The organism is Paenibacillus agilis (assembly GCF_007786455.1).
Classification (GTDB): Bacteria; Bacillota; Bacilli; order Paenibacillales; family Paenibacillaceae; genus Paenibacillus_B; species Paenibacillus_B agilis.
The window spans coordinates 3,440,506-3,454,609 of sequence record NZ_VNJK01000001.1 but is presented as its reverse complement, the minus strand read 5'-3'; the positions used below and the strand labels follow the sequence as shown (position 1 = coordinate 3,454,609).

General features: G+C 44.4%; 13 protein-coding genes. All 13 read left to right on the top strand.

The annotated features are described in order from the left end of the window. Nucleotides 1–19: 19 nt before the first annotated feature. The 13 genes from FPZ44_RS15305 (at nt 20) to rpoD (ending at nt 13,898) form a co-directional block, all read left to right on the top strand. Nucleotides 20–988, top strand: a complete 969-nt coding sequence (locus FPZ44_RS15305; protein WP_144991405.1) for a PhoH family protein — start codon at nt 20–22, stop codon at nt 986–988. A 15-nt stretch (nt 989–1,003) separates the two neighbouring features. Beyond that, nucleotides 1,004–3,337 carry an HD family phosphohydrolase gene (locus FPZ44_RS15300; protein ID WP_144991404.1) on the top strand — a complete coding sequence of 778 codons (2,334 nt, stop codon included), beginning with the start codon at nt 1,004–1,006 and terminating at the stop codon, nt 3,335–3,337. 32 nt (nt 3,338–3,369) lie between these two features. Continuing rightward, nucleotides 3,370–3,867: an rRNA maturation RNase YbeY gene (gene ybeY, locus FPZ44_RS15295; RefSeq protein WP_144991403.1), complete on the top strand. Its 498-nt coding sequence runs from the start codon at nt 3,370–3,372 to the stop codon at nt 3,865–3,867. Continuing rightward, nucleotides 3,867–4,241, top strand: coding sequence for a diacylglycerol kinase family protein (locus tag FPZ44_RS15290; RefSeq protein ID WP_144991402.1), 375 nt, complete (start codon nt 3,867–3,869; stop codon nt 4,239–4,241). The genes ybeY and FPZ44_RS15290 overlap by 1 nt, the downstream gene beginning before the upstream one ends. Nucleotides 4,242–4,304: 63 nt before the next feature. Continuing rightward, nucleotides 4,305–4,742 (top strand): cytidine deaminase, encoded by a 438-nt coding sequence (gene cdd / locus FPZ44_RS15285; protein WP_144991401.1) that lies wholly within the window; start codon nt 4,305–4,307, stop codon nt 4,740–4,742. Nucleotides 4,743–4,802: 60 nt separating this feature from the next. Further along, on the top strand, nt 4,803–5,708 hold the full coding sequence (era, locus tag FPZ44_RS15280; protein WP_144991400.1) for a GTPase Era: 906 nt from the start codon (nt 4,803–4,805) through the stop codon (nt 5,706–5,708). Nucleotides 5,709–5,827: 119 nt separating this feature from the next. Then, nucleotides 5,828–5,965 (top strand): YqzL family protein, encoded by a 138-nt coding sequence (locus FPZ44_RS15275; RefSeq protein WP_144991399.1) that lies wholly within the window; start codon nt 5,828–5,830, stop codon nt 5,963–5,965. 29 nt (nt 5,966–5,994) lie between these two features. Further along, complete coding sequence (gene recO, locus FPZ44_RS15270) at nt 5,995–6,804, top strand: DNA repair protein RecO (protein WP_144991398.1); 810 nt, start codon at nt 5,995–5,997, stop codon at nt 6,802–6,804. A gap of 384 nt (nt 6,805–7,188) precedes the next feature. Next, nucleotides 7,189–8,076 (top strand): glycine--tRNA ligase subunit alpha, encoded by an 888-nt coding sequence (glyQ, locus tag FPZ44_RS15265; protein WP_144991397.1) that lies wholly within the window; start codon nt 7,189–7,191, stop codon nt 8,074–8,076. Then, nucleotides 8,069–10,144, top strand: coding sequence for a glycine--tRNA ligase subunit beta (gene glyS, locus FPZ44_RS15260; RefSeq protein ID WP_144991396.1), 2,076 nt, complete (start codon nt 8,069–8,071; stop codon nt 10,142–10,144). The genes glyQ and glyS overlap by 8 nt, the downstream gene beginning before the upstream one ends. 238 nt (nt 10,145–10,382) lie before the next feature. Then, complete coding sequence (locus tag FPZ44_RS15255) at nt 10,383–10,868, top strand: YaiI/YqxD family protein (RefSeq protein WP_144991395.1); 486 nt, start codon at nt 10,383–10,385, stop codon at nt 10,866–10,868. A 36-nt stretch (nt 10,869–10,904) separates the two neighbouring features. Further along, complete coding sequence (dnaG, locus tag FPZ44_RS15250; protein ID WP_186786065.1) at nt 10,905–12,734, top strand: DNA primase; 1,830 nt, start codon at nt 10,905–10,907, stop codon at nt 12,732–12,734. Between the two features lie 39 nt (nt 12,735–12,773). Continuing rightward, nucleotides 12,774–13,898: an RNA polymerase sigma factor RpoD gene (gene rpoD / locus FPZ44_RS15245; RefSeq protein ID WP_028595855.1), complete on the top strand. Its 1,125-nt coding sequence runs from the start codon at nt 12,774–12,776 to the stop codon at nt 13,896–13,898. Nucleotides 13,899–14,104: the final 206 nt, after the last annotated feature.

The following is a 14,104-nucleotide window of genomic DNA, read 5'->3' as shown; positions in this document are numbered from 1 at the left end:
AGGCAAGGAGACTGAGATTTTGTCGCAACAACAAACCGTGAAACTTTCATTAGAGAATGCAGCTGAAGGTCTGGCGCTTTTTGGACCACAAGACAAGTATTTTAAGCTTATCCAATCTCATACCGAAGTCGAAATATCGTCACGTGAAGCAGAGATTGTCCTGACAGGTGATTCCGAAGAAGTGGAAAAGTTCAAACAGTTGTTTGAAGTGCTGCTCGAACTTATTCGCAACAATATTGGGTTGTCTGAACGGGATATTATGTACGCACTTGAATTGGCAGAGCAATGGAAAGTCCATGAGCTGTTGGATTTGTTCAAGGGAGAAGTGGCTCATACATACCGTGGCAAGCCGATTCGTGTGAAGACAATCGGTCAACGTCACTACGTTTCTATGATCAAGAAGCTGGATGTTGTATTTGGAATTGGACCTGCGGGTACAGGTAAGACGTACCTTGCTGTAGTTTTAGCAGTGACTGCTTTGAAGGAAGGGGCAGTTAAGCGGATCATCTTAACACGTCCGGCTGTGGAGGCGGGAGAGAATCTAGGCTTCCTGCCAGGAGATTTGCAAGAGAAGGTAGATCCATACTTGCGTCCTTTGTATGATGCTTTGCATGATGTTATGGGTCCTGATCAAGTCGCTAAGGCATTAGAGCGAGGATTGATCGAAATTGCACCACTGGCATATATGCGTGGTCGAACATTAGATGATGCATTCATCATCTTGGATGAGGCGCAAAATACGACTCCTGAACAGATGAAAATGTTCCTAACGCGCCTTGGTTTTGGCTCAAAAATGGTCATTACAGGCGACGTTACGCAAATTGATTTGCCTAGGGGCAAAAATTCAGGACTTGTCGAAGCTCATAAAGTGCTTCGAGATATTAAGGAGATTGGCTTTATGCATTTTGCTGAACAAGATGTCGTTCGTCATTCCTTAGTACAAAAAATTATTATAGCTTACCAGAAGGAAAGCGAAAACCAAGGATAGAGAGGGTTGTTCTCTATGCTACAAGCTAAAAATAACGGTAGCAATCGAAGAATACGTCCAGTGAAAACGGGAGGATGGAAATATAGTTTAGGTATGCGTATTGTATTATTCGTAGTCCTAACGATATTTATTTATTTTTCCCTTGCACCTAAAATGCTGCCGGAAAAGTTTGATATTCAAATTGGAAATCCGGTAGAAAAAAATATTGTCGCTCCAATGCAAATTAAGGACAAGCAGGCAACGCTGAATGCTCAAGAAGAGGCAGCTGAAGGCGCGCCACCTGTTTATCCAATTGTGTCGATCAAAAATGACCGGCTAATTGATAGTATTTTTAATCGTATCGAACTGTTGAATCAAGATGATCAGCTGTCTTTCTCGGAGAAAGTAGATTTGTATCGCCGCGTAATTCCACAAATGTTCGATGATTACATTCGCACGTTTATTTTGACGAGCCGCAACGCGAATACGTATTCTGCACAGTTACTGGAAGAAGTAACGAAGCGAATCGAAGAGCAGAAATATCGTGTGCCTGAAGAAACTTACATCAAGATGGCACGACTCTCAAAAGAAGACATTGCTGAAATGAAGGTCGTATCTCATGAAATTGTAAGTACATTAATGAGTGATTCGATCGCAGATGCAGCAGTAGCCAGAGCCAAAGTTGCGGAGTCCGTGAATACAAGCTCATTGGATAAGCGTGCAGAACGTGAAGTTGTTCAGGAGCTTGTTAGGCTAGCCATTACGCCAAACAAGTTCTATGACGAAGAAGCCACGAAGCAAGCGAAGGTACAGGCTCGTGAAAATACGCAAGAAGTATTTATTAAGCAAGGTGAACTTATCGTTCAAAAGGGCGAGATCATTACAAAGGATATGTATGATCTCCTCAAAGAAAATGGTTTGTTGAAGACAGAAGTAAACTTGTGGCCTCAGTTTGGGCTGCTGCTTCTTTCAACATTATTTACCTTGCTGTTGGTTATGTTTATGCGTCAGGGAAGCCATACTCATTTTAAGTACAACAACTCACAGCTGCTTATGTTGTTGTTAATTTTCGTCATTAATATAATTATGATGGAAATTGTATCGTTTGCACAAACCGAGACAACTGCTTATATCGGATACGTTGCTCCTGTCGCGCTTGGTGTTATGCTCATAACGCTGCTGCTCGATGTCTCATTAGCCTACGTATCGGCTGTATTGTTCAGTATCATTGCGAGTGCATTGTTAAATACTCATCAAAATATGCTGTTTGATTTCAACTATGGCTTGTTTGCGCTCGTTGTTTCTTACGCATCGATTTTCGCCATACATCGAGCAAGTCAACGATCGACCATACTAAAGGCTGGAATTATGATATGTATCTTCGGTGGATTAACCGTATTAACTGTAGCGATGCTTAATGGTCTACCGTTGAACAGCAAAGAAACATCTTTAGCGGCGGTGTTCGCATTTAGCAGTGGTTTAGTTACGGCTGTTTTGGTCATTGGGCTTATGCCGTTTTTCGAGGTTACATTCGGCATATTGTCAGCATTGAAGTTGGTCGAGCTATCTAATCCGAACCATCCTTTGCTGAGGAAGCTATTGACAGAGACACCAGGAACATATCATCACAGTGTTATGGTTGGTAATTTAGCGGAGCAGGCAGCAGAGTCAATTGGAGCAAATGGTCTATTGTGCCGGGTCGGCGCATTTTACCATGATATAGGCAAGACTAAGCGTCCAAGCTACTTTATAGAGAATCAAACCAATATTGATAATCCACATGATTATATTGATCCGAAGCTAAGCACTTCGATTATTGTTGCTCACGCTAGTGATGGTGCTGAAATGCTGAAGGAATATAAGCTGCCTAAGCCAATTCGAGATATTGCAGAACAGCATCATGGAACAACATTCCTGAAGTATTTTTACCATAAAGCATTGAAGCAGGCAGAGGAACAAGGTGAGGAGGCGGATTTCACAGAGGATGATTTCCGTTATCCTGGACCGAAGGCACAGTCGAAGGAAGCGGCGGTAGTCGGAATTGCGGATTGTGTTGAGGCAGCGGTTCGCTCGCTTCGTCATCCGACAATGGAACAGATTGAGAATATGATCCACAAAATCATTAAGGATCGACTCGATGATAACCAGTTCAATGAATGCGACTTAACGATGCGCGAATTAGATATGGTTGCTCATTCTCTTAAAGAAACGGTTATGGGTATTTTCCATTCTCGAATTGAATACCCAGATGCTGCAAAGAAGCAACCCGAAATAGCTAAAGGTGATTCCAAGGCAGATGATCAGCCTAATGCTGATAGCTTGTCTGCACAGGAAGAACCTGTTGTAACAAAGAACACATTGAAGCAATGAAATAAGCAATGGCAAGAAGGAGAGTTTAATTGATGAACATCAAGTTGGAATGGAGCGACGAACAGTCCATTTACCCTATTAGCGAAGCATTGATACAAAAGTTGGAGCTTTTGCTTGTGGAAGCAGCTCAGATGGAAGGGATCGTGGAAGGTGAAGTAGCGCTTACATTCGTCGATGATGAACGCATCCATGAACTCAATCGTGATTATCGCCAAATTGACCGTCCGACAGATGTACTTTCGTTTGCATTGAATGAGTCGGTTGATGAGGAAATGGATATCTTGTACGAGGTGGAAGACGAGCAAGAGTTAGCCTCTTTGGGAGATATGCTTGGAGATATTATTATCTCGACGGAACGTGCGCAAGCTCAAGCTGATGAATATGGTCATTCACTGGAAAGAGAAATTGGCTTTTTGTTCGTGCACGGATTCCTTCACCTAATTGGCTATGATCATCAAGATGATGAGAGTGAACGTGTGATGATGGACAAGCAGGAAGCGGTTCTATCCAAGATCGGGTTGACACGATAATGGACTGGCGTCATAATTGGCGTCGAACGTTTCAAGCAGCCATAGACGGTATAAAGTATGCTTATACAACGCAGCGTAATATGCGAGTGCATGTATATGCTTCATTGATTGTCATACTGTTTGGAATACTGTTAGGGGTTGATACGAGCGAGTGGCTATGGCTCTTGCTTTGTATTACCGTTGTGATCGCAGCGGAGTTAATGAACACTGCGATTGAAGCTGTAGTAGATATGGTCATGCCGGATCAGCATCCGCTGGCTAAGATAGCGAAAGATACCGCCGCCGGAGCCGTTTTGGTAACGGCGGCGTTCGCCGTTATAACCGGGGCAATTATATTTGGCGGACGATTCGTAACTTTGATTGGTACACTGTAAAATTTGTTGTAATATGAAGATGTGAGGATTTATACCCAATCCTGAATATAAGGAGTTGACATCATGGATAAACAACAATTGATGGAATTGGCAAGACAGGCGAGGGAGCGTGCTTACACTCCTTATTCACACTTTAAGGTAGGAGCTGCCTTGTTGGACAGCGAAGGAAACGTTCATATGGGCTGCAATGTAGAGAATGCTGCTTACGGTCCTACCAACTGTGCGGAGCGAACTGCATTATTCCGTGCAATCGCGGATGGCTGCAGCGCGAAGTCTTTCCAAGCTATCGCAGTCATTGGGGATACAACTGCTCCGATAACTCCATGTGGGGTATGTCGTCAAGTTCTAGTCGAATTATGTGCTGCTGAGATGCCTGTTTATATGGGCAACTTGAACGGAGATTTAGTGGAAACTACGATTGGTGAATTACTCCCTGGTGCATTTGATGTATCCAGTCTAGATAGTTCAGCATCACGCACTGAAGGATTGGCAAACAGCTAATAGACGAGTCACCGAATTAAACCCTTAAAGTAAAGTTATAAAGAAGATTAGGAGTACAACATGAACAATAAATCATCTTACAAATCCGGATTCGTCGCAATCGTTGGTCGTCCCAATGTGGGGAAATCAACACTCATGAACCATGTTATCGGCCAAAAGATTGCGATTATGTCGGATAAACCACAAACGACACGTAACAAAATTCATGGTGTGTATACGCAAGAATCATCGCAAATCGTATTTTTGGACACGCCAGGTATTCATAAACGCACATCAAAGCTTGGCGACTATATGAATCAAGTGGCTCTCAACACGTTAAATGAAGTTGAGGCAGTGCTGTTCTTGGTGGATGTTGCCGCTGGTTTAGGTGGAGGCGACCGCTTCGTTATTGAACAATTAAAGCTGGTTAAAACACCTGTTATTCTTGTCATGAACAAGATTGACCAAGTTCGCCCTGATGAAGTACCTGCGATGATTCAGCAGTACAATGAATTGCATGAGTTTGCGGCCATTGTTCCGATATCTGCCTTGCAAGGAAACAACGTAGATCGATTGCTTCAAGTGCTGCACGGCTATTTGCCAGAAGGACCGCAATACTATCCAGATGATCAGATCACGGACCATCCTGAGCAATTCGTTGTTGCAGAACTTATTCGTGAAAAAATATTGCATGCAACACGTGAAGAAATCCCGCACTCTATCGCTGTAACAATCGAAGATATGCGTGTGCAGGAAAATGGTGTAGTCTACATTTCAGCAGTCATTTTTGTTGAACGTGACTCGCAAAAAGGAATCATTATCGGTAAGCAAGGTGCGTTGCTTAAACAAGTAGGTAAACAAGCGCGAAGAGACATTGAGACACTGCTAGGATCCCGTACATTTATTGAGCTGTGGGTTAAAGTAAAGAAAGACTGGCGTAACCATGAACGTGTGCTCAAGGATCTAGGTTTCCGTCACGACGTGTAGCAGACAACAAATTACTTATACATCCAGCACATGACCATTTTTTGCAAAGGATAATCCCCATCTGCTAGCACATGCTAGTCTTGAAGACAACGTCATGTCCGACGAAAGGGGATAACACAATGCGTGATTTCTCATGGAATGTGTTCGCAATGACTGGTGATGTAGATGCATATTTGTTGTATAAGCATATTGCTCAGATTCGAGATACTGTTCCTATGGATGGTGAATCTTTGCAACCGTCAGAGCATGCGGAATAAGTGATCGCTTGTCACATGGGAGGGACAAGGTGTTATATCGCATTGAAGGCATTGTCATCCGCAGTATGGATTATGGGGAAGGCAACAAGATTATAACGCTGTGTACGAAGTCTCACGGCAAAGTAGGAGTACTCGTTCGCGGTGCCAAAAAAGTACGCAGCCGCCACGGTGCCGCCACGCAGCTATTTACATTTGGTGAGTACGTGTTCTTTCGCGGCATGGGCTCAATTGGTACCTTGAACGCGTGCGAAATTACCGAGCCGAATCATACGCTACGAGAACAGCTCCATCTGGCGGCGTACGCGTCGTACGTGGTGGAGCTTGTTGATCGTGCACTGCAAGATGAAGAATCCGGAGGCGCAATGTTTGATCAATTGCTTGCATATATGCGAGCAATTCGTGAAGGCAAAGATGCTCAGGTGACCACTCATATATTTGAAATGAAACTGTGCCAAGCAGTAGGGGTTGCTCCATCTGTTGACAGTTGTGTCGTTTGTGGTCGGACAGATGAATTAACGGGATTTGGATGGAGGCTTGGAGGAGCGATTTGCTCGCGATGTCGTCCTCGTGAACATGGCCGTTATGTTTGTTCCGGCAACATATTGAAGCTAATGCAAGTTTTTATTAAGACAGACTTACGAAGACTTGGGGACATTACACTCAAACAAGAAACGAAACTGCAACTTCGAGACTGCATGCGTGGTTATATGGATACCCACATAGGAGTACGCTGCAAATCGTTACAATTCCTTGAGCAAATGGAGAAGTATGATCTTGCTCCACTTCCCTCTATGACTGAAAAAGAAGCAGAGGAGCAGGAAGGTAACGGCGGCGATTAGTTGGGTCAAGCCATCAGCCACCGCGCTGCTTGACGAAAGTTGTGTCATTCGATATGATATAATTTATTAATTAATTTAATAACATGCAGTGATGAAGTAAGTAGTTCGATCCGCAATTCGAGGATAGCGATTCAGGGATGGTGAGAGCCTGAACGAATGGATGAATGAAACGGCACTTCGGAGCATGTATAACTTTAAAGTGGATAATTGTGAATTCGTGAAATCACGTTGGAATCGCGATTATCAAGTAGGGTGGAACCGCGGGATAACAACTCTCGTCCCTATGTCTGGCAGCAGACGTAGGGGCGGGAGTTTTTTTGTATAGTCACACTCGTGCTCATAACGTCAGAGCTGAACCTATCCGTGTAAGGAGTGAACAGTCGCATGAATTTTCAACAAATCATTTTGACTTTGCAAAATTTCTGGGCAAAGCAAAACTGTATCATCGTGCAGCCGTATGATGTCGAAAAGGGTGCTGGTACGATGAACCCAATGACTTTCCTTCGCTCTATTGGACCTGAGCCTTGGAATGTTGCTTATGTAGAGCCTTCTCGTCGACCAGGAGACGGTCGTTATGGAGAAAATCCAAACCGTTTGTATCAGCATCATCAGTTTCAAGTGATCATGAAGCCTTCTCCAGACAACATTCAAGAGTTGTACTTGGAAAGCTTGAAGCAGCTTGGGATTGATCCGCTGAAACATGATATCCGCTTTGTAGAGGATAACTGGGAATCACCGACACTAGGTGCATGGGGATTAGGCTGGGAAGTATGGCTTGATGGCATGGAGATTACACAGTTCACTTACTTCCAGCAAGTAGGTGGAATCGATGCAAATCCAGTAGCGGTAGAAATTACGTACGGGCTAGAGCGTCTAGCATCCTATATTCAAGAAAAAGAAAATGTATTTGATCTAGAGTGGGTTGAAGGAATCACTTATGGTGATGTATTCTTGCAGCCTGAATACGAGCATTCCAAATATACGTTTGAAGTAAGTGACACAGCGATGCTGTTCAATTTGTTCAACACGTATGAGCAAGAAGCAAAACGTGCAATGGATGAGCACTTGGTATTCCCAGCTTATGATTATGTGCTGAAATGCTCGCATACGTTCAACTTGCTGGATGCACGTGGTGCAATCAGTGTAACAGAGCGCACAGGATTTATTACACGAGTGCGTAACTTGGCTCGCCAAGTAGCAGCTACTTACTACGAAGAGCGCGAGAAGCTTGGCTTCCCGTTGTTGAAGAAGGGAGAGAACCAAGATGCCTAAACATTTGCTCTTAGAACTAGGACTTGAAGAAGTGCCCGCACGTTTCGTACGTGGAGCTATAGATCAATTGCAAGAGCGTGTAGAGCGTTGGTTGGAGCAATCCCGTATTGCCCATGAAGGCGTAAAAGCGTATGCAACGCCGCGTCGTCTTGCTATCGTTGTGCATAATGCAGCTGACAAGCAGACAGATGTTCACGAGGAAGTGAAAGGACCAGCACGTAAGATTGCTGTAGATGAACAAGGGCAATGGTCTAAGGCTACACTTGGTTTTGCTCGCTCTCAAGGTGTAGATCCTGAGCAGCTGTTCTTCAAAGAATTGAACGGTGTTGAGTACATTTACGCGAATAAGAGCAGCATTGGAACGGACACGGCTGACGTATTGGCAGAAGGCTTGAGCAGCATTGTTCACGCAATGACATTCCCTAAAAACATGAGATGGGGAAGCTATGAAATGCGCTTCGTTCGTCCGATTCGTTGGGTTGTTGCGTTATTTGGCAGTGACATCATTCCTATCGAATTTACCGGCGTCAAAGCAGGTAATGTATCACGCGGACATCGCTTCTTAGGCGAAGAGACTGTTATTACAAGTGCTGAACAATACGTAGAGCGTCTTCGTGAGCAGCATGTTATCGTTGATGTGGAAGAGCGTAAGGCACTTATCGTCAGCCAGTTGGAGAAGCTAGCTGCTGAGAAGCAATGGAATATTTCCATCAAGGAAGACTTGTTGGAAGAGGTATTGTTCCTTGTTGAGTATCCGACTGCGTTGTTCGGTACATTTGATGAGTCATTCCTTCACATTCCACAAGATGTACTCATTACTTCGATGCGTGAGCACCAGCGCTATTTCCCAGTACTTGATGCGCAAAATCAATTGCTGCCTTATTTCGTAACGGTACGCAACGGTGATGATAAAGGTCTTGATATTGTTGCAAAAGGTAATGAAAAAGTACTTCGTGCTCGTTTGTCCGATGCGAAATTCTTCTATCAGGAAGATCAGAAGCTTCGCATTGAAGATTGTGTTAAGAAACTAGATTCCATCGTGTTCCATGAAGAGCTAGGTACGCTTGGAGACAAAGTACGTCGTATTCGTGCGATTGCAGATAAATTGGCAGCAGTCGTTAAGGCTGATGAGCAGGTAGCTGTAAAAGTAAGCCGTGCAGCTGATATTTGCAAATTCGATTTGGTTACGCAAATGGTATATGAATTCCCAGAGCTGCAAGGTCAAATGGGTGAGGACTACGCGTTGAAATTGAACGAAGACGCGGAAGTTGCGCGTGCCATTAACGAGCACTATAAGCCTCGTTTTGCAGGTGATACGGCGCCAGCTACACTTGTCGGCCAGCTTGTAAGCTTGGCAGATAAAATGGATACGCTGGTAGGCTGCTTTGCTATCGGAATTATCCCGACTGGTTCCCAAGACCCATATGCATTGCGTCGTCAAGCAACAGGTATCGTACAAATGATCGTGGAACAAAATGTACCGCTTTCCTTGTCTCAATTGTTCGATGTTGCACTGGATGTGCAAGAACAAGCACAATTATTGAAACGTAACCGTGTTGAAGTACGTAATGATTTGTATGACTTCTTCGGACTGCGTGTCAAAAATGTGTTGTCTGAGGAAGTTCGCTATGACGTTGTAGACGCTGCGTTGGCAGCTGGCTACGATGATGTGAAGCTTACGATTGCACGTGGTAAGTCCTTGATGACTGCTGTTCAGCAGGAGGCATTCAAGACAACGGTAGAATCCTTCAATCGTGTTGCTAACTTAGCAGCTAAGGCTGAGCATGCAGATGTGAATGAAGAGTTGTTTGAGCAAGATCAAGAACGTGAGCTGTATGCAAGTTGGAAATTGGCACATGAGCAAATCGAACGTTCGATTCAACAGCCTGAACAAGTTCTAATCGAGCTTGGCAAGCTGGAGCAGCCGATTACTGCATTCTTTGACGATGTCATGGTTATGGCCAAGGATGAGGCAGTGAAAAATAATCGTCTAGCTCTGTTGAAGCTGATTGCGAATGATCTTTATCGCTATGCTGATTTCTCTAAGTTAGTATGGGCGTCTGTCTAAAGTAAACCTGATTGCAGAATGCGGAATGTGCAGAACAGGCTAATGTTCAGCTCATTCCGCACTTTTTTCTGTGTGTTCGACAAAATTCTACAATAATTTATAGAGTTCACTTCTTACAAGCAGGATTTTTCATGTTGGCAGCGTATATAATATAGACGATACTGAATCGTTGCATAGTTGTGTCCTTAACAACTTGCCATTATTTGTATCCCAATTATGACTAGCAGGCGGATTAAGCATGGAGAAAAGGATGTCCTTACATCGCATTATTGTCGATGCTGATGCTTGTCCAGTAAAAGTCGAAATTATGACGATTGCTGAACAGTATCACGTTCACGCTTTATTTATAGCTTCTTACGCCGCATATCAGAATAACTCACTATCATCCAGCTACGTCCGCAGTATTTATGTGGATCAAGGCTTTCAAGCAGCAGATATGTATATTGCAAACGAAGCGCGGTCAGGTGACATAGTCGTGACGAATGACTATGGATTGGCCGCGCTATGTTTGCCCCGGGGATGCATCGTATTGACGCCTCGAGGAAAAGAGTTACATATCGGCAATGTGGATGAACTGCTTGAACAACGCCATTTTTCTGCTAAGGCACGGCGAGCAGGCCAGCGTACGAAGGGACCAAAAGCAATGACGCTCGAGGATCGAGAGAAATTCCAACATGAACTGACAAAAGTTTTGCTCAGGCAGCAGGAGAACCACTCCCTTTAGCGAATTAGTATTACGTGTTTCTATGAAGGTGATAATATGGTGAATGGAAATGGACCAATCCCTGAGCATTTTATTGATGAAGTGCTCACTCGAAATGATATTGTGGACGTTGTCTCCAAGTACGTTCATCTTTCGAAACATGGTAAGTATTTAAAAGGACTTTGTCCTTTTCACTCGGAGAAGACCCCGTCTTTCACCGTTACGCCTGACAGACAGATATACCATTGTTATGGTTGCAATGCTGGCGGCACAGTTATTAAGTTCCTTATGGGAGTCGAAGGGTTTACCTTTCCAGAAGCAGTCAAACAGTTAGCTGAACAAGCGAACTTGAACTTTCAATGGGGAGATATTTCCTTTGAACGCAGCCCGCAAAGCGAGCTGAAGGACAAGATGATTGAAGCTCACGAGCTTGCGGCCAAGCTGTATCATTATATTTTGATGAATACGGCCCATGGTCAAGAAGCCCTAAGTTATCTGCGAGATCGGGGTATCAACGATAAACTGATTGAGCAGTTTCAGATTGGCTATGCACCAACACAATGGGATACGCTCGTACAATTGCTGGAGAAGCGCGGCTTCTCGCTAGAAGCAATGGAGCAGGCGGGACTCTTGTCTGCGAAGCACCAGCAACCAGGCTATGTCGATCGCTTCCGGGATCGAATTATGTTTCCGATATGGGATCGAAATGGGAAGGTTATTGGCTTCGGAGGTCGAATATTGGGAGAGGGACAACCCAAATATTTAAATTCACCTGAAACGTTGCTTTTTAATAAGTCTAAGCTTATCTACAATCAGCATTTGGCACGGCCGCATATGAAGCGCACAGGACAGCTTGTTTTGTTTGAAGGCTATGCGGATGTCATTCAGGCATGGGATGCTGAAGTATTCAATGGTATAGCTACGATGGGAACCGCTCTTACTTCAGAACATGTCAAGCTTATGAAGCGGATGGTCGAACGCGTTATTATCTGTTATGACGGAGATAATGCGGGACGAGCCGCTGCAAGCAAAGCAATCCCATTGCTGGAGCAAGAGGGATTGGATGTATCTGTAGCGATGCTTCCTAACAATATGGACCCGGATGATTATATTCGAGCCAATGGAGCAGAGCGATTCAGACATGCCATCTTATCTGCAGCAGTGTCACCTGTTAAGTTTCAGCTACTATCTTTACGTGGTGATCATATACTGCTAGAAGATGATGGTAAGCGCAGATTCTTAAAAGAGGCATTGAAGCTGATTGCGCCAATCGAATCACCGACTGAGCGCGAAATGCATCTGGCGGAACTGTCCAAGCAGATTGGAGTGACCATTGAGAGTCTGAAGCAAGAGTGCTTCGATCTAAGGCAGAAGCTGTTGCCAGGAGGCCGAGGGGATAATTCGGACGATTGGTGGAATAATGTTAGGAATGTTAAGAGAAGTATGGCTCCCCCAGCATTATTGCCAGCGTATGTCTATGCCGAGCGTACTTTACTCGGACTTATGTTTCAAGATGTAGAAGTAGCTGATTATGTTGAACAGCATCTTGGTGAAGGATTTAATACGGATGATCATGCGGCTTTAGCCGCTTATCTATATGCTTACTATGCGCAAGGGAAAGAACCGGACTTTAGCCGCTTTCTCGCAGCGCTGCATGACGATCGGTTAGAGCAGGTTGCGGCCTCGATATCATTGTCGGAAGTGCCACTGCGTTATGATCATAGTGTGTTGGATGATTATATTTCCATTATACAAAAGGTTCCTCTCCAACGCGAGATTGAACGTTTACATGAGGAAATGATCCAAGCCGAGCGTGCGGGCGATTGGATGCGTGCTGCACAGATTGGTAAAGAAAAAGTGACCCTAGAGCAACAACTGAAGCGATAGCAACAGGAGAGCGATATCTAGGGAGGAGGGAGTCGGAACATGGCGAAAGATCAACATACTGGACTTGAAGCCGAAGCTGCTTTGGACCAAGTGAAGGATCAGTTGATTGAACTCGGCAAAAAGCGGGGGGCGCTCACATACAAAGAAATTACCGAGAAGTTGGCCAATTTTGATCAAGATTCTGATCAAATGGACGAGTTCTATGAGCAGTTGAGTGACCTTGGAATTGAAATTAATGAGAACGACGATGAAATGGGCGGTCGACCTAGAGGAGAGCGCGATGAGGAGCAAGACGACTTCCATTATGAAGATGACTTGTCTCTTCCTCCAGGAATAAAGATTAACGACCCTGTTCGTATGTATCTCAAAGAAATTGGCCGTGTTCCTCTTCTCTCTGCTGAGGATGAGATTGACTTGGCGAAACGCATTGATCTAGGTGACGAGGAAGCTAAGAAGCGCCTTGCGGAGGCGAACTTGCGTCTCGTTGTCAGCATTGCAAAACGCTATGTCGGTCGTGGTATGCTATTCTTGGATCTTATCCAAGAAGGCAACATGGGTCTTATTAAAGCAGTTGAGAAATTCGATCACGATAAAGGCTTCAAATTCAGTACGTATGCGACATGGTGGATTCGTCAAGCGATAACGCGGGCGATTGCAGACCAAGCGCGTACAATCCGAATTCCGGTTCACATGGTGGAGACGATCAATAAGCTGATCCGTGTCTCCCGTCAACTCTTGCAAGAGCTAGGGCGTGAACCGACACCAGAAGAAATTGCTGCTGAGATGGAACTCAGTGTGGAAAAAGTACGTGAGATCATGAAGATTGCACAGGAACCTGTATCGTTGGAGACACCTATCGGGGAAGAAGACGATTCACACTTGGGCGACTTCATTGAGGATCAAGAAGCTTTGGCACCAGCAGATGCGGCAGCATATGAATTGTTGAAGGAGCAGCTAGAAGATGTTCTTGATACGTTAACAGAACGTGAAGAGAATGTACTTCGTTTGCGTTTCGGACTCGACGATGGTCGTACACGTACACTAGAAGAGGTCGGTAAAGTATTCGGCGTTACTCGTGAGCGTATTCGTCAGATCGAAGCTAAAGCATTGCGTAAGCTCCGTCACCCAAGCCGCAGTAAGCGCTTGAAAGATTTCTTAGAATAGACACAGGATGCATAGACCTTCTGTTGCGCTCTGCAGCGCGCAGTAAGGTCTTTTCTTCCATATTGGCAGTGTTCAAGCGCAATAGGATTGTAAATTCGCATAGGTATATGCTAAATGAGATATCATATTGCTAGTACTTACATTAACATAGAAACTAACTTTATTTTTCAGATCTTCCTTCATTTATGCTGTTGGGGATTATTTTA